Annotated in this window: 18 protein-coding genes, 2 tRNA genes and 1 pseudogene; 13 read left to right on the top strand and 8 right to left on the bottom strand. The window is 48.1% G+C overall.

Annotated features, from left to right (window positions below; genetic code table 11):
• Positions 1-59 precede the first annotated feature (59 nt).
• Positions 60-731, bottom strand: coding sequence for a histidine phosphatase family protein (locus tag FT643_RS10700; RefSeq protein ID WP_317622000.1), 672 nt, complete (start codon positions 729-731; stop codon positions 60-62).
• Between the two features lie 114 nt (positions 732-845).
• On the opposite strand from FT643_RS10700, the gene FT643_RS10705 reads away from it, so the two are divergent.
• Genes FT643_RS10705 through FT643_RS10715 form a run of 3 tightly spaced genes read left to right on the top strand, consistent with a single transcriptional unit; the run spans position 846 to position 4,804 of the window.
• On the top strand, positions 846-1,556 hold the full coding sequence (locus FT643_RS10705; protein WP_198043481.1) for a TetR/AcrR family transcriptional regulator: 711 nt from the start codon (positions 846-848) through the stop codon (positions 1,554-1,556).
• Between the two features lie 10 nt (positions 1,557-1,566).
• Positions 1,567-3,876 (top strand): efflux RND transporter permease subunit, encoded by a 2,310-nt coding sequence (locus FT643_RS10710; protein ID WP_156871382.1) that lies wholly within the window; start codon positions 1,567-1,569, stop codon positions 3,874-3,876.
• Positions 3,863-4,804 carry a cobalamin-binding protein gene (locus FT643_RS10715; protein ID WP_156871383.1) on the top strand — a complete coding sequence of 314 codons (942 nt, stop codon included), beginning with the start codon at positions 3,863-3,865 and terminating at the stop codon, positions 4,802-4,804. Before FT643_RS10710 ends, FT643_RS10715 begins: the two co-directional genes overlap by 14 nt.
• A 266-nt stretch (positions 4,805-5,070) precedes the next feature.
• Here FT643_RS10715 and FT643_RS10720 read toward each other — a convergent pair.
• Positions 5,071-5,145, bottom strand: a tRNA-Gly gene (locus tag FT643_RS10720).
• A 205-nt stretch (positions 5,146-5,350) separates the two neighbouring features.
• On the opposite strand from FT643_RS10720, the gene rimO reads away from it, so the two are divergent.
• From rimO to FT643_RS10735, 3 genes are all read left to right on the top strand, one after another.
• Positions 5,351-6,676: a 30S ribosomal protein S12 methylthiotransferase RimO gene (gene rimO / locus FT643_RS10725; RefSeq protein ID WP_156871384.1), complete on the top strand. Its 1,326-nt coding sequence runs from the start codon at positions 5,351-5,353 to the stop codon at positions 6,674-6,676.
• 146 nt (positions 6,677-6,822) lie between these two features.
• Positions 6,823-7,242, top strand: coding sequence for a hypothetical protein (locus tag FT643_RS10730; protein ID WP_156871385.1), 420 nt, complete (start codon positions 6,823-6,825; stop codon positions 7,240-7,242).
• 119 nt (positions 7,243-7,361) lie between these two features.
• A complete protein-coding gene (locus FT643_RS10735; protein ID WP_156871386.1) occupies positions 7,362-7,766 on the top strand; it encodes a cereblon family protein in 405 nt (134 codons plus the stop codon).
• Positions 7,767-7,776: 10 nt separating this feature from the next.
• Here FT643_RS10735 and yfbR read toward each other — a convergent pair whose 3' ends face one another.
• Complete coding sequence (gene yfbR, locus FT643_RS10740; RefSeq protein WP_156871387.1) at positions 7,777-8,355, bottom strand: 5'-deoxynucleotidase; 579 nt, start codon at positions 8,353-8,355, stop codon at positions 7,777-7,779.
• A 133-nt stretch (positions 8,356-8,488) separates the two neighbouring features.
• Positions 8,489-9,877, bottom strand: a complete 1,389-nt coding sequence (locus FT643_RS10745; RefSeq protein ID WP_198043482.1) for a PhoH family protein — start codon at positions 9,875-9,877, stop codon at positions 8,489-8,491.
• 611 nt (positions 9,878-10,488) lie between these two features.
• Here FT643_RS10745 and FT643_RS10750 point away from each other — a divergent pair.
• The 5 genes and pseudogenes from FT643_RS10750 to FT643_RS10770 all read left to right on the top strand — a co-directional run bounded on the left by FT643_RS10750 (position 10,489) and on the right by FT643_RS10770 (position 18,345).
• A complete protein-coding gene (locus FT643_RS10750) occupies positions 10,489-12,636 on the top strand; it encodes an EAL domain-containing protein (protein WP_156871389.1) in 2,148 nt (715 codons plus the stop codon).
• Between the two features lie 91 nt (positions 12,637-12,727).
• A complete protein-coding gene (locus tag FT643_RS10755) occupies positions 12,728-14,887 on the top strand; it encodes an acetyl-CoA hydrolase/transferase C-terminal domain-containing protein (RefSeq protein ID WP_156871390.1) in 2,160 nt (719 codons plus the stop codon).
• Between the two features lie 235 nt (positions 14,888-15,122).
• Positions 15,123-16,070: pseudogene (locus FT643_RS10760) on the top strand (hypothetical protein); the annotation flags it as partial.
• Between the two features lie 19 nt (positions 16,071-16,089).
• Complete coding sequence (locus tag FT643_RS10765; protein WP_156871392.1) at positions 16,090-16,572, top strand: hypothetical protein; 483 nt, start codon at positions 16,090-16,092, stop codon at positions 16,570-16,572.
• Between the two features lie 177 nt (positions 16,573-16,749).
• Positions 16,750-18,345 carry an aldehyde dehydrogenase family protein gene (locus FT643_RS10770; RefSeq protein WP_156871393.1) on the top strand — a complete coding sequence of 532 codons (1,596 nt, stop codon included), beginning with the start codon at positions 16,750-16,752 and terminating at the stop codon, positions 18,343-18,345.
• A gap of 52 nt (positions 18,346-18,397) precedes the next feature.
• On the opposite strand, the gene FT643_RS10775 is transcribed toward FT643_RS10770, so the two are convergent.
• Positions 18,398-19,870 carry an amidase gene (locus tag FT643_RS10775; protein WP_317622001.1) on the bottom strand — a complete coding sequence of 491 codons (1,473 nt, stop codon included), beginning with the start codon at positions 19,868-19,870 and terminating at the stop codon, positions 18,398-18,400.
• Between the two features lie 58 nt (positions 19,871-19,928).
• The gene (locus FT643_RS10780) at positions 19,929-21,713 is read right to left on the bottom strand and encodes an ABCB family ABC transporter ATP-binding protein/permease (protein WP_156871394.1); all 1,785 of its coding nucleotides are present in this window, start codon (positions 21,711-21,713) and stop codon (positions 19,929-19,931) included.
• A gap of 41 nt (positions 21,714-21,754) precedes the next feature.
• On the opposite strand from FT643_RS10780, the gene FT643_RS10785 reads away from it, so the two are divergent.
• Positions 21,755-22,468, top strand: coding sequence for a glutamine amidotransferase (locus FT643_RS10785; RefSeq protein ID WP_156871395.1), 714 nt, complete (start codon positions 21,755-21,757; stop codon positions 22,466-22,468).
• A 20-nt stretch (positions 22,469-22,488) separates the two neighbouring features.
• On the opposite strand, the gene nfi is transcribed toward FT643_RS10785, so the two are convergent.
• Together nfi and FT643_RS10795 are read right to left on the bottom strand one after the other, a co-directional pair.
• A complete protein-coding gene (gene nfi / locus FT643_RS10790) occupies positions 22,489-23,190 on the bottom strand; it encodes a deoxyribonuclease V (RefSeq protein ID WP_198043483.1) in 702 nt (233 codons plus the stop codon).
• A 67-nt stretch (positions 23,191-23,257) separates the two neighbouring features.
• A tRNA-Glu gene (locus FT643_RS10795) sits at positions 23,258-23,333 on the bottom strand.
• Positions 23,334-23,592: 259 nt separating this feature from the next.
• Here FT643_RS10795 and FT643_RS10800 point away from each other — a divergent pair.
• Entirely contained in the window at positions 23,593-23,904 is a 312-nt protein-coding gene (locus FT643_RS10800) for a DUF962 domain-containing protein (RefSeq protein WP_317622002.1), read from the top strand.
• The last annotated feature ends 81 nt before the right edge of the window (positions 23,905-23,985 follow it).

The following is a 23,985-nucleotide window of genomic DNA, read 5'->3' on the forward strand; positions in this document are numbered from 1 at the left end:
TTACCAGCTATCGAACAAAGAGGAAGCATTATACTGGATGACCAGCGCGGTTCCAGAGGCTAAACGGACAGCTCGTATATTCCGTGTTCTCCGCGCCAGATCCAATTCACACTACTATCTTGGAACCATAAAAACGCCCCCTCCATCATCCAAGGCCAGTGCTCTTCATCCAATTCGGATTCCCGACGCAGATAGTAAATAAAGGACGCCAGAATGGTATCGTGGGTCACGTGCAGTGAAATAGATCCGTCCGGACCTTGCGCAAGCCGCAGGTGCTCAAGCAAGCGCTGAGCGCCCTCCCCCGGCGAAAGCACACCACGCACCTCGTTACGTAAGTGCTTTTTTGCGAAAGCCAACGGACCCAGCTTCATGAAATAGGGCCCCGCCACCGGCAGATCCTGAACGTAGCTACCTGGCTCCACCAAGGTTGAATCGGTGTGGACGGGCAACTCAACCCCCGCTCCTTGCGCCATCGCTTCTGCTGTTTTTACACAACGGTCTACTGGGCTGGAATAGATACCGGCAATGGGACGGGTGATATTGCGGCCCCACTGCTTCGCTAATTCAACGCCCTCAGGCGTTAGGGGGATGTCATACCCGGCGAAACCATTGCCGGGCTGCTCACGTATGGAATGACGAGTTAACAGTGTTACCGGCTTATCCGTTGGTAACAGGCTTAAGGATGGGATCAATTCAGGATGTAGATGGCGTAATACTTCCGTATCTTCCACGGGCTGGCTCCCATGACTACTTTAGCGAAACGGTAGTTTACCAGAAACTATGATTGACATTAGGACAAAGCCGAGCTAAATATGACGGATCGTCACATAATGACGGAGGATGCAATGAACACTCAAAGTCGCCGTCAAAGAGAATTCCGGCAGCGGGAACAAAAATTCGTAAATGCCGCCCGTGACATCATTAGACGCGAGAGCGTTTCTAACCTCACCATGGATAAGATAGCTGAGCTCACGGAATACGCAAAAGGTACGGTCTACAAACATTTTTCCTGTAAAGAAGACATACTGTGCGGCCTATGTCTGGACGGGCTTGAACACTTATTAAACCAATTTGAATTCTCGACCACCTTCCCGGGAACATGCCGCGAGCGAATACTCTGTCTCGCCATGAGCTATAAACAATTTACTCTACAGTTTCCGGAAGAATTTGATCTACTGATATCCTGCAGAACGGATAATATCCGAGACAAGGCTTCACCTTTGCGCATGCAACAGCTTGATGAGCTGGAGCAACAGATAATTGATCTACTTAAAAACCTTATTTCTCAAGCAATAGAAAAGGACGACCTCTGCTTGCCGGATAATATGAAACAGGACGATATTTGTTTTGGATTGTGGGCAATGACCTTTGGCATGCTGACATTGGACAGAACAGATCCAACAGTAAGAAGTCTCCAATCATCCGATACAGACCAGCTCATCAGATCCCAGATAGGCTGCCTGCTGGATGGCTATGGATGGGCACCACTGAGCCGGAATCACGACTACGACCTAACCTATAACAATATATTAGCGTTTTTGAACCCAGCCTCGTAAGGATTGATATATGCATTCCCCTATCGCCGTTTGGCTAGTTAAAAATAGATTAATGCTGTTTTTAATAAGCCTGGTTTTGATCGGAGTAAGTTGCTATGGCGCGCTGAATCTGACGGTTAAATCAGACTATAAAATATTCTTCGAAAAAACCAATCCGCAAATGCTGGAAAACGAACGAATACAGCAATCCTTCAGTTCCAGTGACAATGTTCTGTTGATCCTGAATCCCGGTGACGGTGAAATATTTAGCCGGGAACATCTGGATGCAATCGAGTCATTAACCCGGGATGCATGGCTGACACCGTATTCCCAGCGTGTTGATTCACTCACTAATTTCCAAAATACTTTTGTGGACGGCGATGAGCTTTTAGTGGAAGACCTGGTTTCCGACGCGCTCAACATGAGTGACGAAGAAATAGCATTGCGTAAAGACATCGCCATCAATGAGCCGTTGCTAGTTCACCGCTTGATATCCCCATCCGGGCACGTATCCGCCATTAACATTCAATTAGCGTTACCTGAAGACCAGACTGTCGCGATACCGGAAGTAATCGAATATGTAAGAACCATCCGGGATGAGTTTGTACAACAGCACCCGGATATGAAAACCATGATCACGGGCATGGCGCCATTGAATAATGCATTCAATGAAATGTCGCAAAAAGACTCGGAAACCCTGGTCCCAATTATGCTGGTGGTCATTTTGATATTAGTAGGCTTGCTGTTGAGATCACCATCGAGCATTACTATTGTATTGGTTATTATTATACTCAGCGTCGTGACATCGGTCTGTATCATGGGCTGGATGGATATGCCGATCAATAACATAAATTCTGCGGCACCGATCGTTATCCTGACCCTGGCAGTCGCAGATTGCATTCACATTCTTTCGCATTTTCTGATGGGCCTGCGTCGAGGTCTAAGCAAAGAAGACGCATTAATACAAAGTTTGGATGTCAATATCAAACCGGTTTTCCTCACAAGCCTGACCACAGCGATTGGTTTTCTGAGCATGTTATCCAGCGAGTCACCGCCGTTTCGTGAACTAGGTGTTGTCTCTGCTATCGGAGTCATCGCCGCATTTTTGTTGTCATTGACCGTGATGCCACAACTGATGATGTGGTTAACGAAAAAAGCCCCCAATATCGATACTGAGCGTACCAAAGTCTTTTCCGGATTGGCTGACTTCACGATCCGGCATCCAAAAAAGTTATTTTACGGTAGCTTGACGGTATCAATAATTTGCATTGCATTTATCGGACAAAATGAATTGAACGACGATAATTTCGGGTATTTCTCCAAGAATCTGGAAGTAAGACAGGCGGCTGATTTCACCGAAGCCAATTTAAATGGTGTGAATATTATTGAATACGCCCTGGACTCAGGAACACCAAACGGTATCAGCGACCCTCAATTCCTTAGAAAAGTCGATGAGTTCGTGAACTGGTATCGTCAGCAACCCCATGTAACGCACGTATTTACCTTTACAGACACGCTAAAACGATTAAATAGAAACATGCATGACGATAAAAAAGAATTTTATCATCTGCCGGATTCCAAAGAATTAGCTTCCCAATATCAATTACTTTATGAAATGTCACTGCCCTTTGGTATGGATCTGAATAACCAAATCGATCTGAACAAATCCATGCTACGCGTCACCGTGAGCATAAAAGGCGTTAAAGCAAAAGAAATTCTTGGATTAGAGCGAAATGCTCAAAGCTGGTTTGAAAATAATGCGCCAGAGCTAAAAACCGTGGGTGCCAGTCCTTCTATCATGTTCTCGTCCATCGGCCAAAGAAACATAGACAGCATGCTGGAAGGCACCATCATCGCAACTCTTATAATCTCGGCCATCTTGATTATATCGTTGGGGTCTTGGAAATTAGGAGTTCTCAGTATCATCCCGAACGCCTTTCCAGCAGCGATTATGCTGGGAATCTGGGGTTTTTTGGTGGGTGAAGTCAATCTGGCCGTCGCTGTGGTTTTTGGGGTCACACTGGGCATAGTAGTAGACGACACCGTGCATTTTATGTCGAAATACCTAAGAGGCATGGAAGTCAGTAACGGCAACATAAACAAGTCAATTCATTACGCGTTTGAACATGTTGGAGCAGCATTAGTAACGACGACTATCGTACTGACACTGGGCTTTGGTATGCTGGCACTGTCTGATTTCAACGTCAACGCAACCTTAGGCATCATGGTCGCGTCGACCATACTGATTGCTCTTATATTCGATTTTCTATTTCTGCCATCCATGATGATTCACTTACAAAAATTTCTGGGGAAAAGTAAGGCAGGCAATGAGAGTCAGTAAGTGTACTAGATCAAAAGTCAGCTTGAACTCAATCTTCTTGCTCGCCGCTATTCTCCTGTCTGCTAGTGCAGCATCAGCAGCCAGGGACGATGTAGTTACGATTAAAATAACAGACGACGCCGGACAGCAAGTAAGCCTTGAACAAGCAGCCCGCCGCATTGTGTCCCTGGCACCCCACATCACAGAAATTCTATTTGCGGCAGGTTCAGGCGATCGTCTGGTGGGTACCGTAAACTACAGCGACTATCCCGCCGCTGCGAAAGCCATCCCGTTGATAGGCGGATATAATCAGGTTAATTTTGAGAAAATACTATCACTCAACCCAGATTTGATAATTGCCTGGCGTAATGGAAACAGCAGTGAAACACTGGAAATGCTAAAAACACTGAGAATCCCGGTCTATTTAAGTGAGCCGAAGGATTTAGCCAGCATTGCCAACAATATCCGCCAAATGGGCAAGCTGACCGGCACCACGAAAATCGCAACCAGGGCCGCCCAGAAGTTTGAAAAACAACGCGATCAACTCATAGAAAAAAACAGTAAAAAACCCCGGATACGGGTTTTTTACGAAGCATGGGAAGATCCTCTGTACACTCTTGGTAACCAGCATTTTTTTTCCGACTTACTTACCATCTGTGGTGGCGAGAATATATTTGCCGATCTTAACGAACCCTCGCCTACTGTCAGCATAGAGTCTGTCGTCACCCGCGATCCGCAGGTGATGCTCAGCGGCGGACATCACGGGGGTCGTTCACTCAAGGGCTGGAAACAAAAATGGGAACGATGGACCACAATACAGGCCATCCGATCAGGGCAAATGTATCTGGTAGACCAGGATATTTACACCCGCTCATCTCCTCGCGCAGTAGAGGCCGCAGCCGATCTTTGCAGCATTCTGAATCGGGCTCGAGCGGCTTATGGGAATTAATCGTATGGTGAGGACATTGCCCCTCTTTCTGAATAACCTATCCCTATTTAATTGACGCTTTGCACGGTCGTGCTGGAGGCGCAATAGCGTCCATCATCGGGGATGGTATAATATTGCAATACCACGAACGCGAGACATAACAATGTTGTTTACCTATCACAGGCTGATGAGTTACTGACAGAGATGTCGTAAGCAGGAGGGAGTATAGAGATATTGGGCTGCAAAAATTCGCAGAAGCGAAGAGCAATCGCAGCCCATCAAAAATCTGGAGCGGGAAAGGAGGTTCGAACTCCCGACCCCAACCTTGGCAAGGTTGTGCTCTACCACTGAGCTATTCCCGCATTAAGAGGGCGCGAATTTTACGAAGCCGCTTCTAATTCGTCAACAATTTTTTTTCGAGCCATTCTGAACCACAAGCCAATTGACAACCTCTTCGGATGCTACCAAACTACGGCGATTTTATCGTCATCAGGCCTGCCCGGTTCCTTTCCTACACAACGACAGACCACACGCAGCCTTCACAATTGATAACATTTACAGGTAGTTATGGATACTGGCCGCAAAAAAGTTGGATTTATATCCTTGGGCTGTCCGAAAGCGCTGGTGGACTCTGAGCGTATTCTGACGCAACTCAAAACAGATGGATACGACATCGTACCCAGCTACGACCAAGCTGACATTGTGGTGGTGAACACTTGCGGGTTTATAGACGACGCCAAGCGTGAATCGCTGGAAACCATCGGCGAAGCCCTGCAAGAAAATGGCAAGGTGATCGTGACCGGCTGTATGGGAGGCGAGGCCGAGCAGATAACATCAGTACACCCCAGCGTGCTCAGCGTAACCGGTCCCCAGGCCTACGAAGAAGTCGTCAGTGCCGTGCATAAACACGTGCCCGCCCTCAATACTCATGACCCCTTCACAGATCTGGTGCCACCCCAGGGCATCAAGTTAACTCCCCGCCACTACGCCTATCTGAAAATTTCCGAAGGCTGCAATCATCGCTGTACATTTTGTATCATCCCGTCTTTGCGTGGTGACCTGGTAAGCCGGCCAGTGGGCGATGTGATGGAAGAAGCGCAACGCTTGGTGGAAGCCGGGGTTCAGGAATTATTGGTCATTTCCCAAGACACCAGCGCTTATGGTATTGACATCAAGTACCGGACCGGATTCTGGCAGGGTCGCCCGCTAAAATCCAACATGCAGGCCCTGTGCGAAGCGCTATCAAGCTTGGGAGTATGGGTTCGCTTGCACTATGTGTACCCCTACCCTCACGTGGATAAAATCATTCCATTAATGACCGAGGGCAAGCTACTGCCTTACCTGGATATCCCGTTCCAACACGGCAGCCCTGGCGTATTAAAAGCAATGAAACGTCCTGCCCATGCCGAAAACACACTTGAGCGCATCCATAAGTGGCGGGACCTGTGCCCCGACCTCACCCTTCGTAGTACCTTCATTGTGGGATTTCCGGGAGAAACCGATCAGGATTTCGATGTTCTATTAAATTTTATCGAGCAAGCCCAACTCGATCGGGTCGGTTGCTTTCAGTATTCCGCGGTGGAAGGCGCCAAAGCGAACGATTTGCCTGACCCGGTTCCGGAGCAACTTAAACAAGAACGATTCGAACGCTTCATGGAAGTCCAGGCCAAAATCTCTTCGAAACGTTTACAGGCAAAAATCGGTAAAACGCTGGAGGTTATAATCGATGAAGTTGACGGAGAAGGCGCAATCGGACGCACGCAATCGGATGCACCTGAAATAGACGGACTGGTTTTCCTGAATGGCGAAACAGAGCTGTTACCCGGCGATTTAGTTAGGGCAAAGATATTTCAGGCCGATGAGCATGATTTGTGGGCAGAGCTTTCACACTAGCCAAAACGCATACAGCACAAAGATAAAGCGCTAATAGACCTAGGCGGAAATTAGTTAGAACATTCTAATTCTGAGGCCTATCCTCGGCCCGTTACTGAAACATTGTTCAACTACACAGAACAGCTTGATACGCCCGAGGTTACACCATGATTCAAGATAAAGTTAAAGATCAATTAGATCTTCTTAAAAAACAAAGCGATAAACTGCAGACCGAACTGAACAAAGGACTGGACGTGGCCAAAAGCGAAGGTCAGCGTATCCTGAAAGAACTTGGCGTTGAGACTGACGGTCAAAAAATTGAACTGAGTGAACTGTTAGCAGAGCTTAGAAAAGCCAATCCGACCGTTCGTGATTTCCTGAGAAACCTGAATGTTGCTACCTACGACAACCGCTTCCGGATTAACTGGAACACGACCATGATTTCGGCCTACGCAAAGCAACAGGCTGAAAAGACATACCGGCAAGAACTTAAGCCGCGCCTACTTGGGGTTCGCGAAAACGTCTCCACACAACTGCATGACGTCCAAGTTAAAGCCCGCGACCTGAAGTCCAAATTGATTGCCTGAACCATTTTGCCTGAACCACCCAGATTTCTCTCCTGTCTTTAGCCCTCCTCGGAGGGCTCTTTGTATCCAGTCTACTGTCAGTCTACACTTAGCAATTCGAGGCTTAGCAAGGTAGAACGATGGATTGTCTTGACCACAATGCCCCAACTCCCATTGAACAATGGCTTACCTCTTTGCAAACGAAAGTGGGTTCCGAAGATGAAATTAATCCGGAAAAGTCAGTGGTACGGTGCCGGGCATGTAGCGCGCTTATTACCAAAAATGAGTTCCTGATTCCGATTCTGGGAGAAACCAACCATTTTTTTGTAAATCCTGCCGGAGCCGGTTTCGATATCCAAACCTACCAGATTGCAGAAGGCTGCGTGTTGGCCGGCGCCGTTACCGATTACTTTTCCTGGTTCCAGGGTTTCGCATGGCAATACAGCTTTTGCAAACAGTGCAATAGTCACCTGGGCTGGTATTATAGCTGTGAAGGAATCGAAGGCTTTTTCGGCTTAGTGACCGACCGTTTGATTCTGGATTAACGCCGCCTCCCTACCCCAACTCGTCCAATGTTAACTTGTAACTCGGCAAAAACTTCTCGATAAAATACGCCACCTCCGGCATATTATATTCTTCCAACATCCCCTCAATACGCTGCTTGGCAACCTGAAATTCGTGATTATGCGATTCCACTTCCTGAATGCACTTTATGTAGGCCGAAAGCACGTCAGCGGCCTTCAACAATCTACGGGTATCAAGGGGTAATTCATCGTCACATATAAAAGGCCGGTAATCCGCCTGCAACTCATCGGGCAACATCGTCAACAACTTGGATTTAGCTGCTTTTTCAACCGCTTTATAAGCGACCGCAATCGAGGGGTTAAAGTACTTGATCGGCCCGGGCAAATCGCCAGTCAACACTTCCGAAACATCATGGTAAAGCGCCATTACCGCAATGTCAGAGGGGTTCAGCGCGCCTCCGTAATAACGATTACGGATCAAGGCCAGTGCGTGAGCGATGGTCGCAACATCAAAACTGTGTTCTTTAACATTTTCGTTTTCTACATTTCGCTTCAACCCCCAACGCAGGATATATTTTAGCTTTGAGATATATGCGAAAAAATGATGCAAGGTGTTCCCCTAATCCGGTTGTTGTGCCGTATCGATAAGACTACAAAAAATTTCGGGCCGACACTAACCAAGTGTAACGGCCCGAACCAGGTATGTACTCAATTATAAATAGTTAAAATCCGCTACGGGCGTTTTAAAGATTCGCTTCAGCGTACTCCGCCAGCAAGGATCTGGGAATACCGTTCAGACGGATACTGGTAGAATGTTTAAATCCTTTAAAGCGCTCCGCCATATAGGTCAAACCCGAACTAATGGGACTCAGATAAGGCGTGTCGATCTGCGCCAAATTACCCAGACACACCACCTTACTGCCCTCGCCTGCTCGGGTAATAATGGCCTTCATTTGATGCGGGGTCAGGTTCTGTGATTCATCAATTAAAATCAAACTACGCTGAAAGCTGCGCCCTCGAATATAGTTCAACGCTTTGAACTGGATATTTGCCTTTGATTTAACGTATTCGATACTCCCTTGAGGGCTCTCGTCCTGAATATGCAGCGCTTCGATGTTATCAGTGATGGCACCCAGCCAGGGGTCCATTTTTTCCTCTTCTGTGCCCGGAAGAAAACCTTGATCTTCTGCCAGAGGTGGTGTCGAGCGGGTTACTATAATCTTGTTGTAAAGCTTGTGTGCCACCGTCATCTCGATGGCAGCAGCCAGCGCCAGAATGGTCTTTCCCGAGCCTGCCGGCCCAGTCAGGTTAACAAGATGAATATCCGTATCGAGTAATGCATGTAACGCCATTGCCTGATAAATATTACGTGGCTGCAGGCCCCAAGCGGACTGATTCATTACCGACTCACGAGGCACATGTTTAATCAAAACATGCTCATCAGTAACTTCCTCGATACGCGCCAGAAAGTCCTGTTCATCTAAAATGTATTGATTAACAAACAAGGGCCCTTCGAATATTTCGCGGGCAAGCGAGTGGTAAGTGCCGTTGCCTTGCTGAATCGTATCCACATGGGATACCCGGTCCCAAAAGGAACCATTAAAATCGTGGTATCCGGTGGAAAGTTGTTTAACATCGGAAATTAGCTGATCGTTGTGGTAATCCTCGGCGTGTATGCAGCAACCGCGCGCCTTAAGGCGCATATTAATATCCTTGGTCACCAAGGTGTGTTTTACCTCGGGGTTTTCCATCTGCATCTGCACGACTCTGTTGATAATTTTATTATCGTTGTTGTCGTTAGGCAGGCAGGCTTCGGGGGGTTCACCGCTTCTATTCATCATAATAGCCAATTTGCCACTATGACTGGTGCCATTGTGACGCGGAATAGGCACGCCCTGCTGCAACCGTTCAGTGGGACTATCGGTGATAATACTGTCAATCAGACGGATTGCTGAACGGCAATCCGCAGCTAACGACTTGTTGCCGTTTTTGAGCTTGTCCAACTCCTCAAGCACGGTCATGGGAATTATTACAAGATGTTCATCGAAATTAAGAATGGAGTTCGGATCGTGTATCAGGACATTGGTATCAATAACGTAAGCTTTCTTGGTACTTTCAGCTTTTACACTCATTAGCATTCCTCAAGAAGACATATATTGTAAATTCCTGCTGCCAAACAGCGCGCTAAATTTGCTTCGTGAACCTGCTGTCGTCGGTGCTCCTCTGGTCTGTGAATGAACCTGTTGATGTTTATGGCGAATCCTTGGTGTATCCCAGTTATAGTTTCTTCCGGATTCTTATGGAACAAGGGTTCCCGCCCGTTCTTTTTTCTGCTTTAATTTATTAATACTGTAGAACATAAAGTCAATTCCAGGCAAACCTTTTTTTAGCTAAGTTCTTGATTTACTTGGCACAAAGGCGTTTTACACATCATTTTTTACTCCCTTTTGATTTCATTTATATTACCGACCCCAGATTGCTATATTCCAAAACGAAATAAAAAACGCAAAATTTGTTTCTAATCGCAATTGTTCATTATTCACCCCTGTGGATATACTGCCTTATCCACTTAGCAAATGTTATATACTCAACCTGCATCGGCAAGGGAGTTGAAACCAAATTGCGCATACCGATCGAATCCCAAATATCAATACAGCGCACCCAGGTTTCAGATTACGGAGAGTCTGCCAGATGTTTTTCCAATATTTGCCCAACCCATTGAAAACAAGGACTCGGCGTAATAATGACGCACATTCGCAGCAATGGTTATTCCCACCATTTACTTTTGGTTGATGAGAAAAGCGACTTGTTAGAAAGCCTGCAAACCGAAATTATTGATAAGGGCTATCGAACAATCAGTTCAAACAATACGAGGGAGGCGCTTGAACAACTAAAAAAGTCTAACTTTGACCTCGTCATTATGGATCTGGTGAATCCGGATGAAACAGGTCAGGAGATAATGCAGTTTTTACAGGAACAGCGCGATAAAATCCCTGTCATTGTGCTCAGTAAAAATTACAGATCCGCCCTCGTAACCGATGCCCTTAAGCGGAACGCGTTTTACTTCTTACGCAAACCCAACCTGGACAGAGAGTTAGTCAGTTGTATTCAGAAAGCATTGGAGCAACGCAGGCTGCAACACGAATATGACACCATAGAACAACGCATCAAGCAGGCAGAGTCCATGCGCGAATTTATGGTGAACTATTCTCCCGATTTGATCTATGTACTGAATGAAAAAGGGTACATCACTTTTGTCAATGATCAGGTCGAAACCCTCCTCAACATCAGCAAGCAAGACATCGTTGGCCAACACTTTAGTGAACTCATGAGCGATGAGGAGCATAGGCAACATCCCTATGTCTTTAATGAGCGCCGCGCTGAGCAACGCAAGAATCAGCGCAAAGAAATCCGTCTACGCAAACGACTCAGTATGAGGAGTGATGGCAAATCCACCTCACTATCGATGCCCTTTGAAATCAATGCGGTTGGGATTTATGAGACTTGCATAAAGAGCGGCAATGCGGAATTCAAAGGAACCTATGGCATTGCCAGGGATATCACGGATCGCAAGCAAGCGGAATCACTTATGCGATTCCAGGCTTATCATGATTTGCTAACCGGGTTACCAAACCGGTCGCTGTTTCGGGACCGGCTCTCCCTTGCTATTTCGCATGCCAAACGCAGCAGTTCGAAAGTCGCTGTTATGTTTCTCGATCTGGATCGTTTCAAATTCATTAACGACACCCTGGGCCACAACATTGGCGATCAATTATTACAATCCGTAGCCCGCCGTATCAGCGAATGTCTGCGCGAAGGAGACACGCTTTCCCGATTTGGTGGCGATGAATTTACGTTATTATTACCGAACCTGAAGAGCCAGAACGATGCCCAGATCATCGCCCGAAAAATCATAAGCGAACTGCAACAGCCTTTCCATATCGAGTCTCAGGAGTTGTTTGTGTCCTGTTCAACCGGAATTTCAGTGTACCCGGATCATGGAGAACAAATCGATCTGCTGATACAAAATGCCGACATTGCTATGTTTCATACCAAATCACGCGGCAAAAACGGCTTTCAGTTTTTTACAGAACGCATGAATCAGTCCTACACCAACAGCTTTACCATTGAGCGGGATTTGCGTAGTTGCCTGGAACAGAATGAGTTGTACCTGGAATATCAACCTATTATTAATATCGAAACACAGCATGTATATGCACTGGAAGCCTATCTGCGTTGGCAGCACCCGACCAAGGGCGTCGTCAAGCCCGGAGAATTTCTTGAGATTGCGCAAGAAACCGGAATTATTATCGATATGGGAATATGGGTGGTTAATCAAGTGTGTGCTGACCTGGAGGAATGGGCCAACCCGGTGTTAAAAATTGCAATTAACTTCTCCCCGCAACAAGTAGAGCACGAGGATTTTGAGCACTGTCTAATGAGCGCAGTGAAAGCTCATAATGTTTCTCCGAACCAGATCGAACTTGAAATCACGGAGCAGTTACTTCTCCGAGACCATTCCATGATCAAAGCCAAACTAAAACGATTGAGTCGATTGGGTTTCTCGATCGCCGTTGACGATTTCGGTACCGGCTTCTCTTCCTTGAGCAATCTGCACCTACTCCCCATTAACACCATCAAGCTAGACCCTTCTTTTCTTAAGCATATCGGTGAAGAATTCAACTCGGGGGACGCCTGCATTGTCAACGCTATCAGCGCGATGGCGACCGGCCTTAATCTGAACCTGGTAGCAGAAGGCGTTGAAACGGAAAAGCAACGGGACTATCTGAGCAAACTGGGTTGCAACAATATGCAAGGCTATTTATTTCAGGAGCCCGTCTCCAGCGAAGAGGCAAGAAACATACTGGTCGCCCCGCTTTATAAAGCATAATACTATGCAATAAATCGCAAGGTCTGACATCCGTCAAAGTGGTTCGCCGCGCAAACGCGAATGATGGCTGCAGAACAAAGGGAATGAACAGATGAGTACAGTACACCTTGACAACGTGGAGGCCTGTGTCGACCATATCATCGCCTCTGTGGGCAATGATATCCGCATCGGCCTGCCGCTGGGAATGGGTAAGCCACCCGAATTGACCAATGCGTTGTATCAGCGCGTAAAAAGCAATCCTGAGCTCTCTCTCACGATCGCAACCGCACTTACCCTGGAAGTTCCCGAGCCTGGCGAAGGCATCCAGAAACGATTTATTGAACCTTTTTTGGCACGGGTATTCGGCGACTACGCTGGATTCGATTACATGCGCGACCTGCGTGAGGGAACCGTTCCAGACAACATTCAAGTACACGAATTTTTCTTCAAATCCGGCGCTATGTTAAATATTGTCGAGGCGCAACAGAATTACATCTGTACCAACTACACTCACTCCGTGCGCGATATTCTCAATATGGGAATCAATGTCGTTGCGCAAATGCTCGGCCACCGCATTCGGAATGGCAAATCCGAATACAGTATGAGTTGCAATCCGGAAACTACGCTGGACTTACTGCCGCGTCTTCTGGAACGCAAACAGCAAGGCGAAGCCATCGTTATTATTGGCCAGGTTAACGAGCAATTACCTTTTATGGTAAATGACGCCATCGTGGATGATACCGTCCTGGATGTTTTGGTAACGAACAAGCAATACAACAAAACGCTGTTTGCTCCCCCGAATATGCCGATTTCCACCGTAGACTACATGGTTGGAATTCACGCCAGCACGCTGATACCGGATGGAGGCACATTGCAATTAGGCATCGGATCGTTGTGCGACGCCATTGCCTATGGCTGTGATTTACGGCAAAACCACTGCGGGCATTACAAACAATTGCTATCCGATATAGGGGCAACGCAAAGGTTCGGTAAACTAATAGATAGCATTGGCGGGACCGGGCCATTTGAGCATGGGCTCTATGGATGCAGTGAGATGTTCGTTAATGCGTTCTATCAATTGATGCGATTGAATATTCTGCGGCGTGAAGTGTACGATCACGAAGGCCTGCAACGGCTTTTGAACCAGAAAAAACTCAACAAGACTATTAATTCGGATGATTTATTCACCCTGTTGGAAGCCGGTGTTATCCGTGAAAAATTGAGCCAACAGGATTTGGAATTTCTGCTTCAATTCGGCTTTTTTAAACCCGGGACCCGCATCCAGGGCGATTCAATCATCCCTCCCCACGGTGAACCCATCCCGAATCATTTGACTCAAAACCATGCCGCCATTGCCCGCAGTTGCTTGGGCACTCAACTCTTGCAAGCACGCATTCTTCATGGCGGTTTTTTCCTCGGTCCACCTTCGTTTTACCAAGCCCTGCGCGATTTGGATGATGACAGCCGTAATTCGATTAATATGACTAGAATCAGTTATATGAACGCGCTATATGGCTGTGAAGAATTAAAGCGCCTGCAACGCACCAACGCGCGCTTCATCAATACCGTTTTTCTCGCGCACGCACTTGGCGCGGCGACTTCCGACGGGCTCGACAACGGCAAAGTGGTGAGCGGTGTTGGTGGGCAGTATAATTTTGTCGCTCAGGCCCACGAGTTGGAAGACGCGCGCTCAATACTCATGTTGAAAAGTACCAAGGAAAAATCCGGCACTACCCGATCAAATATCGTCTGGAATTATGGCCACACTACGATCCCACGACATTTACGAGACATCTATATCACGGAGTACGGTATCGCTGACACACGCGGGAAGTGCGATAAAGAAGTGGCTGCTGCGATGGTTAACATTGCGGACTCGCGCTTTCAGGCACAACTGGTTGCCAGTGCAGTCAACTCAGGAAAGTTACCTGGAAATTATCAAATTCCACAAGCGTTTCGATCAAACTATCCCGATAAACTCGAAAAGATGATTCAGCCGTACCGCGACAAACATTTATTTCCTGCTTTTCCATTCGGCTCGGATTTTACAGAAACCGAATTGGTTGTGGCGCAATGTCTGAAAGCAATGCAATCAAAAATGTCCAGAAAGTCTAATATTTTCAGAGCCATACTCCGCTCGGTAAAAAACAAGCAAGTTCCAGAACACTTCACGCCATATCTTCAACGGGTTGAATTAGATCAACCAGCAACCATCGAAGATAAAATAGCCAGAGCGATGATGATTAAAGAACTGGAAAGATTGAACGTGTGATTTCAGTCATTTTCAGTTGCCTGACTTATTAACAACCAGCTATTCCAGAGTTTTTACTCTAGAAATCAAACACATCCCCTTCGAATTATTTTCTTCTAAAATTCTTATTTACTATGTCTTTAGATTTTTTTGGTCTACTACTTAAAGTTAGTAATGAGTACAAAAGGAAAGTACGACGGGAGTCAACAATGAAAATAAACCCATATAAAATTATGTACTTGCCTCCGCAGCGGCATTAGCGAACGGCTCGGCTGTTGCAGCAGATATACGAATTGATGGTTTCGCATCGATATACTATGGCCAGGCACTGGATAAAGATGAGCTCGGATCCGATGGTGTTTTCATGGGATACGATGACCAAGCAGACTTCCAATCCGATAGTCTTTATGGCATTCAGTTTCGCAGCGATCTGGCTGAGAAGCTATCAGCGACCGGTCAGCTGGTGGGCCGTGGAGATAAAGATTATAAAGCAGACATAACCTGGGCCTACTTTACCTATCAATTCACCAACGACTGGGCGTTAAAAGTCGGTCGGCAACGAGTCCCTTATTTTTTATATTCTGATTACCTGGACGTAGCCTACGCCTATACCTGGATTACGCCTCCGGATAGCAACTACGAATTAGGGGGATTCGACAATATAGACGGTGCCAATCTTGAGTACGTTAAGTTATTGGGTAATTGGACCTCACGACTGAACATGGTTTACGGCTCGTCGGATACCGATGTCACCGATAATACCGGTACCGTGGCGACAACCGGCACCTCGATTTCATTATCGGCTGAAAATTTCTGGGACGTCACCTGGAATTTAAACTACAACGACTGGTTCACAGTTCAACTAAATTACAGTTCGATCGATGTCACTATATCAGCCTTTAACGATCTTGCTGATGGCATCGAACAGTTCATTCCTTTTCTCACTGCGGAACAGAACGATTATCTAAGAATGGATGAAGACACATCCTCATACGCGGGTTTGGCGCTTTCCGCTGATTTCGGAAGTTGGTTCGCCGTGACCGAGTACGTCAAAAGTGAAATCGAAAATGCCCCTATCCGCTCAGATAATACAAACTGGTATGTCATGGGTGGCTTTCGTTTAGACAAGTGGACATTCGCACTAACTTATTCAGAAATTGATGCCCCCAACTCCCCCGATACAGTTTACGAAAACACAGGCTGAAAGGGATATCCGGGGGGCATTGAATCAGCTCGGTACGGCCCAGAAGTCCTGTGATACCGCCAAGCAGGTTAGCAGCAAAGCGGAATCCCCTACCGACATAGCAAACGCCAAAAGCCAATACAGCGCGTCTTTAGCACAGCTGAAAAAAGCAACGGACAACAACACGCAAGCCAATGCCAAAACGCTATCGGGCTCATCATTGGCCAGCAGCTACAGTAAAACGGTATCCAGTGTCGAGAGCTGCCAACGAACTGCATTACAGACCATCAACAGTAGTGATGCAGCCATCACCGCAAAAATCAAGCAGGAGCAGGAACGACAGCAGCAAGCCCTTAAAGAACAGGAGGCTAAACGAAATGCTGCCGCACAGACGCCCCCTCCGGAGGAAGTTGAAGCAGCCGAAGTCGCTGAAAAAGCCGAGCCCGAGACGCCCGCTGCCGAAGAACGCTCCGAAGATGAACCACGATCCCGCACCAGAAACATTGATCGCTTCCGCCCATAGTCCAACAAGCTAATGTATTAATTCTTTGTAAATTAATGCATTAGCAAATACACAGCCGCATTGAGTATACACTTGTTCACAAACTGACGTTTGCCGGGCTTGTGTCGTTTCCGTAGAATACCTCGACAATATAAGAAGACCGTGAATACGGCAGCTCTAAAATAGAGGCGACTACCCATGACTGCACCCCAAGCAATTAACGAACCTGGACTCACCATTGCCTATAACCCCGGTACCGGGGAAGAAATTGGCCATATTCCCAACACCGACCTGACGCGACTGCCCGAGATGTTTTCCCATGCCCGGGCAGCCCAGAAAATCTGGGCACGACGTTCATTCAAAGAGCGTGCACATGCGTTGCGTTTAATGCGCGATTACATCGTCGAGAACGCAGAAGAATTGACCGAAATCGTGAGCAAAAGCAACGGAAAAACCCGGGTTGATGCCCTGGCGACCGAAGTATTGCCCTGCACTCTTGCCTGCGATTGGTACGGTAAACATGCCGAAAAAGCACTGCAAGAGAAAAAACTACCCATAGACAGCCTGTTATTTATCAATAAGCGTACCGTGATCCAGCGTAAGCCGGTCGGCGTAGTTGGTATAATCAGCCCCTGGAACTACCCGCTATCAATACCGTTTGGTGAAGTCATAATGGGCCTGATGGCCGGTAATGCAATCATCCTGAAGGTCGCGGCCGCCACGCCACTGGTAGGCGAGGCCATTGAAAAAATTATTACGGCGGGGAATTTACCAAAAGGTCTGTTTCAACAAATTGTTGGTTCGGGTGGCGCTGTGTCCCGGGCCTTTTTCGCCCACGGTATCGATAAAATCTTTTTCACCGGATCAGTTGCGGTAGGCAAGCAGTTAATGGAGCAAGCGGCTAAAACGCTGACGCCCCTGTCACTCGAACTGGGCGGCAATGATCCGATGCTGGTGTTCGAAGACGCGGATCTTGAACGTGCAACCAATGGCGCACTTTGGGCCGGGTTTCAGAATGCCGGTCAGTCCTGCGGCGGTGTGGAGCGAGTCTATGTGCACGAATCCGTTTACGATCCGTTCATGGCGTTAATGAAATCGAAAACAGAAGCCCTAAGACACGGTATGGGTCAGCAGTTTGATGTGGACATTGGCTCACTTACCACCCTCGGACAGCTCAACACGGTTAAACAACACCTGGAAGAGGCACTCAGCAAGGGCGCTGAAATTGTAGCCCAATCGAAAGCAGTAGGCGCGCAGGATGGATTTTTCCACCCGGCTACGTTATTAGCCAACACCAACAACGATATGCTGATCATAAAAGAAGAGACATTCGGACCCGTGATTCCGGTCATGAAGTTCGCTACTGAAGAGGAAGCCATAGCACAAGCCAATGAATCTGACTTGGCGCTCACCTCTTCTATTTGGACCAAAGATTTGGCCCGAGGCAGACGCATTGCGGCGGAACTGGAATCCGGCGTCACCACCATTAACGACCACCTATACACTCATGGTCTTTCCGAGATGCCCTGGGGTGGCTGGAAACACTCTGGTCTGGGGCGCACCCATGGCCATGAAGGCCTGCAAGAAATGACCCACGTGAAAGCGGTTAATTGGGATATCTTGCCGGTCAAACGGAACCTGTGGTGGTATCCTTTTGACGAAACCACTTACAACACGCTGTTAAATGCTCAACGAATGATGTACCCGCGCGATGCAAAGGAATTTGTTGGCAGCGCGCTTGGTGCGGCGCCGCAAATGGTGAAAAAAATGTTTACTAAATGGAAGCATAAGTAACACCTTATGCAGCTCAACAGACGACACTTCCTGCTCATGTTAATAGTGTAAATTAAAAACCCGGTGGCTTTGAAAAGCCACCAATCGCTTGCGCTAACAAATTCGCAAATTCAATCGTGGTTTTATCTTCGAAGGGCGCGCCCAATATCTGAACGTTTACCGGCATCGAACCCGCCAGACCCATTGGCGCACTGGTCGCAGGCAAACCCATCAGGGTAGCCGGGGCAATCCACTTGAACATATCCGCATAAACCCGCTTTTTGCCATTCACTTTTATTCTTCGCAACGGGATCTCGGGCTTGTGCTGATGCTTGAACGCACTGCTCATGGCTACGGGTGTCAGAATGACATCAAATTCATCAAAGGCTTTTATAAAGCGTTGCCGCAAACGATAACGGCGTTCATTCACGCCCATCCATTCAACGTGAGATTGGCTAACACCTTTCAGGAACTGTTCAAATGTGTTGGCGATATCGATATGGTCCTTAAATTTGTTTGCCAAAGGTGCGATCAGGCCCATTACCTGGCGTTCCCGTTTTTTACTGGATCCCCCCATGGCACTACCAAGCAGGTTCATGTAGCCGGGGAAATAAGTGTCCAGCCCCTTACCCAGTGGCGCACCTTCCGACACCTGGACCCCCTGAGATATCAGTGATTCTTTTAGTTGGCGAAAGGATGCTCTCATGGCGAAATCAATTTCACAGAAGGGATCGTCTACCCAAAGCAACACTTTGAAATCAGAAAGCCGCTGATGGCGAGATTCCGGTAATGTAAGCTGCCATCCGGGCGACATCAACGGCGACGGTCCCGCTATCACATCCAGCAATAATCGAAGATCGCCGGCGCTGCGTGCCATCGGACCCGCCACCGCTAAATCCGCTTCACTGAGTGTGCCAGGAGGGCCGGGAATATGGCCTTGCATCGGCACAATCCCCTGGCTGGCTTTGTGACCATACACACCACAGAAGTGGGCAGGTGTCCGGATCGATCCGGCAATGTCGGAGCCCAATTCCACCGCTGTAAAACCCGCCGCCAAAGCCGCCGCTGACCCACCGGACGACCCGCCGGGTGTAAATTCCGTATTCCAGGGGTTATGGGTAGTGCCATAGACCGGATTGTAACTTTGCAGATCCGATGCATAAACCGGTGTATTGGTTTTTCCAAACACGATGGCACCGGCATCATGCAGGCTCTGCACTGCGATGGCACTGCGCTCAGGCCGATGCGCGGCTAAACGCTTTGCTCCAGCCGTGGAAAGCATGCCTGCGACTTCGAAGGTATCTTTTACCGTAAGCGGTAGGCCATGTAACGGGCCCCAGGTCTCCCCTTTTAAACGCGCGGCATCCGCAGCGTCAGCCCGACTGCGTGCTTCTGGGTAATTATTTGCTACGATGGCGTTGATTGCCGGATTCAACTGCTCAATGCGCTGTATGTAGAAATCCAACAGCGTCCGGCTGGTCATCACCCCGTCAGCCATTTGCTGAAGAAGCTCTGATGCACTCAGATACGCCCAACTGTCAGTCACTCGATTCTCCTTAGGATCCGTTATCGCCGCCGGTTACAGCCGCTATGTGTTGGAACGATTATGTGTTGGAACGATGTTGCATTTGCCACATAGAAAAGTAGCGTCCCGATTGGGCCATCAATTGCGTATGGGTGCCCTGCTCCACCACTTCCCCTTTATCCAGCACCAGAATTTCATCGCAATGGATTATGGTCGAAAGACGATGGGCGATTACCAGTGTAGTATGGTTTTTCGCTATCGTTTGCAGGGACTCGTTAATGGCTTTCTCTGTGTGAGTGTCCAATGACGAAGTGGCTTCGTCAAAAATAAATAACCTTGGCTTTTTCAACAACGTGCGTGCAATGGCGATACGTTGCTTTTCCCCGCCGGAGACTTTTAATCCGCGCTCCCCAACCTTGGTCTGATAACCATTAGGCAATGCAGCAATAAACCCGCCTAGCATCGCGTGATCACAAGCAGACTCTATCGCTTGCTGACTGGCTCCGGTTTCGCCGTACCGGAGGTTCTCCAAAATGGTGTCGTTGAACAGGACGGTGTCCTGAGGCACGACCCCGATATGCGAGCGTAAGCTGTGTTGGGTTACTTCACGGATATCAACATCCCCGATCGTAATGCTGCCATCGGTGACGTCATAAAAGCGAAATAATAGTCTCGCGATTGTTGATTTTCCGGCACCACTGGAACCCACTATCGCAAGCTTTTTTCCGGGAGACACAACGAAACTCACATTACGTAGAATCGGTCTATCCCCGTGATAGCTGAAACTGACATTGTGAAAACGTACCCCATCGGCATTCAACGGCAAATCGTCTGCGTTGGCCTTGTCCTGCACTCGTGGTTGAATGTCCAGTATGCTGAACATGGCTTCCACATCAGCCAGTGAGCGCTTCATCTCGCGGTAGACAAAACCCAACGCATTTAGGGGGATAAAGACCTGAATCATCAATCCGTTAATCATCGCCAGATCCCCCAGCGTCATCAGACCCAGCGTCACCTGATTGGAAGCAACCAACATCATGATGGTTATGGTTATCGCAATAATCAAAGCCTGCCCTGAATTGAGCGCGGCAAGCGAAAGGTGGCTGCTGATTTTGGCTTGCTCCCGCTCTTGTAGATGGCGGGAATAACTGTCTGCTTCAAAGGCCTCATTATTAAAATACTTTACGGTTTCGTAATTTAATAAGCTGTCTATCGCACGGGTATTTGCCAAACTGTCCTTCTGGTTAGCGGTTCTAACATACTCCGTCCTCCACTCAGTAACGATGACCGAAAAGAATATGTAGGTGGCGACTGCAGCCAATGTAATCCACACAAAGAGTAAATCGAAGTGCCAAACAAACACCCCGATCACCATGGCCACCTCGACCAATATTGGGATCACACTGAAAACCAAAGCCCGCATTAAGAATGAGACCGCACTGGTTCCCCGATCGATGTCCCGTGACAATCCGCCGGTTTTGCGGGTGAGATGATATTCCAAATCAAGGCGGTGAAGATGGTTGAAAACCTCCAAACCCATAAGCGATAAAGCCCGTTCTGCCACCCGACCGAACAGCGCGTCACGCAGCTCGCCGAAAAAGACACTGCTGAAACGCAATGCACCGTACGCCAACACCAAAGCAAGCGGCACCGCTACCATGTGTACCTGCTGGGACTGATCGAGATCATCAATGATGTATTTCAAGCTGACTGGCACCGTAACATTGGCAAGTTTTGCCAGTATCAAGCATCCCAGAGCCAACCCCACCCGATAGCGGAATCCCCACAAGTAGGGTAAGAGCCTGGGCACCACAGCCCAACTCATGGAGTCTTGTTGGCGCTTGCCTTGTACGCTATTGTACATACCGTTCGAATACACCTATCTTTCTGGAGTCAGCCGCCACCATGACAGCAAAAATTGCAATAATCAAAACCGGCTCGACCCATGCAAAACTGATCCGGCTTTATGGCGATTTTGATCAATGGTTCCAACGTAATATTCAATCTGCCGAGTTTACGACGTACGACATAGAGCAAGGGGTTTCCCTACCGGCCTGCACTGATTTCGATGGTTACATCATTACCGGATCACCGCGCATGGTCACCGAGAAACTGGACTGGAGCGTCGAACTTGAGGACTGGATACGGCTTGCGGTAAAGCAGGAAGTGAAACTTCTGGCAGTCTGTTACGGGCACCAGCTATTAGCTGAAGCACTGGGTGGCCAGGCTGGTTGGCACCCCCGCGGCAGAGAGATAGGCACGGTCAATGTGCAACTCACCACGGCAGGTCTAAACGACGCGCTCCTTGGATTTTTGCCCGCGCGTTTCAGCGCTCAAGCCACTCATGCTCAGAGCGCACTGAAATTACCAGCGGATGCCGTGCTGCTGGCTGCAAACGAGTTCGAGCCAAATCACGCGTTCCGCCTCGGAAACTCTGCCTGGGGTGTCCAATTCCATCCAGAATTTAGCGCTGACATCATGCGTGGCTATTTATTCGAAACCGCGGATAAACTGCTCGATGATCGACAACCGGTTGCTGAACTGATTAACCGGGTTCACGATGCCGATGCCGCCAGCAATGTGATTGACCGATTTGTAGCGTTGTGCCAGCACCGATAGTTGGGTGACAACGGTACCCCCTACTTGAGGTTTGACGCAATATGGTGTGCATGTCGGGTGGTTTCGGGCAACTTGAAACGCGTAGTGCAAGCCATCGTCCACTTTATGGCACTATCGATACTGATTTTATGTCCTGGTGAAATGAAAATGGGTTTCACGTTTTGCCGTGACCGCAGCACCGCCCCGACCTCTTCTCCCTTATCGACTAATGCGACCCAGCTACCCCGCACATCCGGCACCGGGCCATATTGTCCGACCAATCTCGATTTGCCGACGCCAATGGCCGGTTTGTCCAGCCACACTCCCAAATGACTGGCTATGCCCAAACGCCTGGGGTGTGCCACGCCCTGCCCATCACAAAGCAATAAGTCCGGAATGGTTCTGAGTGTACTATAGGCAGCCAAAATCGCCGGCATTTCTCGAAAAGACAGCAATCCTGGTATATAGGGGTAACGGGTAGGCTGTTTCACCAAAGCGCTTTCGACCAGCTGCAACGACGGAAATGACAAAACAGCAATGGCAGCTCGGGTGACTTTATTATTCTCTTCGAAGCCGACATCCACTCCAGCCACAAACCGGACCTCATCAAACTCATCGCATAAAACCACTCTGTCCGCCCATTGCTTTTGTAAAGCGATCGCATCTTGGGGCGATAAATCCCAGGCATGGGTATTCAGCGAAGACAGGCTTTTGCGGGAACGTCGCGGATTAGCTTCAGGCATTCATTCACCTGTATTGGGAATTCAGGGCATAAAAAAAGCAGGCTGCTTAGCCTGCTTTTTCAAATAGTGGCGTCCCCTAGGGGGTTCGAACCCCTGTTACCGCCGTGAAAGGGCGGTGTCCTAGGCCACTAGACGAAGGGGACGCAACAAAACCGACACGCTACATCGTGTGGAGGCGCGAATTCTATGGAGTAAGCGAAAAAGCGTCAAGACATTTTTTAAATTTATGGAAAATTATTCGAAAAATCAGCAAGCTAGTTAATCACCTGACTAACGCGTACTGGCGTTCCATTCTATCATTAAGTTATCCTTTCAGATCAGTCCGTCTCCAGCCGGAGATTAATACTGAAAATTGACATTATAATAAAAGAAGATGCCCGTTTTGATTTTGAGGAGCGCTCTGTGCCTGAAGCCAAAGAGTTTAAATCGTTCGAACAATTTTACCCCTACTATTTGTCGGAACATGAGAATACCACCTGCCGCAGACTGCATTTCGTCGGCAGCACCCTGGTGCTGTGCCTCATCGCCTACATGCTGCTATCCCAAACTGCGTGGTTGTTGGTGCTGTTGCCCTTTATCGGATACGGTTTTGCCTGGATTGGTCATTTCTTCTTCGAGAAGAATCGCCCTGCGACGTTCACCTACCCCTGGTTCAGTTTTAAAGGGGACTGGGTGATGTATAAAGATATGATCACCGGCAAAATCCCGTTTTAGTGGTCTGACGGGCTGCAACCGTATTAGTAGTGCGGCCAGAAGACGAATTAAGGACTACACTGAATACAGGCTGAAAATCCA

It is taken from the genome of Ketobacter sp. MCCC 1A13808, assembly GCF_009746715.1.
In the GTDB taxonomy this organism is placed as follows: domain Bacteria; phylum Pseudomonadota; class Gammaproteobacteria; order Pseudomonadales; family Ketobacteraceae; genus Ketobacter.

Coding starts and splice junctions, on each gene's coding strand:
- FT643_RS10705 (WP_198043481.1), top strand. CDS start 846: ATGAACACTCAAAGTCGCCGTCAAAGAGAATTCCGGCAGCGGGAACAA.
- FT643_RS10710 (WP_156871382.1), top strand. CDS start 1,567: ATGCATTCCCCTATCGCCGTTTGGCTAGTTAAAAATAGATTAATGCTG.
- FT643_RS10715 (WP_156871383.1), top strand. CDS start 3,863: ATGAGAGTCAGTAAGTGTACTAGATCAAAAGTCAGCTTGAACTCAATC.
- rimO (WP_156871384.1), top strand. CDS start 5,351: ATGGATACTGGCCGCAAAAAAGTTGGATTTATATCCTTGGGCTGTCCG.
- FT643_RS10730 (WP_156871385.1), top strand. CDS start 6,823: ATGATTCAAGATAAAGTTAAAGATCAATTAGATCTTCTTAAAAAACAA.
- FT643_RS10735 (WP_156871386.1), top strand. CDS start 7,362: ATGGATTGTCTTGACCACAATGCCCCAACTCCCATTGAACAATGGCTT.
- FT643_RS10745 (WP_198043482.1), bottom strand. CDS start 9,877: ATGAGTGTAAAAGCTGAAAGTACCAAGAAAGCTTACGTTATTGATACC.
- FT643_RS10750 (WP_156871389.1), top strand. CDS start 10,489: ATGACGCACATTCGCAGCAATGGTTATTCCCACCATTTACTTTTGGTT.
- FT643_RS10755 (WP_156871390.1), top strand. CDS start 12,728: ATGAGTACAGTACACCTTGACAACGTGGAGGCCTGTGTCGACCATATC.
- FT643_RS10770 (WP_156871393.1), top strand. CDS start 16,750: ATGACTGCACCCCAAGCAATTAACGAACCTGGACTCACCATTGCCTAT.
- FT643_RS10780 (WP_156871394.1), bottom strand. CDS start 21,713: ATGTACAATAGCGTACAAGGCAAGCGCCAACAAGACTCCATGAGTTGG.
- FT643_RS10785 (WP_156871395.1), top strand. CDS start 21,755: ATGACAGCAAAAATTGCAATAATCAAAACCGGCTCGACCCATGCAAAA.
- nfi (WP_198043483.1), bottom strand. CDS start 23,190: ATGCCTGAAGCTAATCCGCGACGTTCCCGCAAAAGCCTGTCTTCGCTG.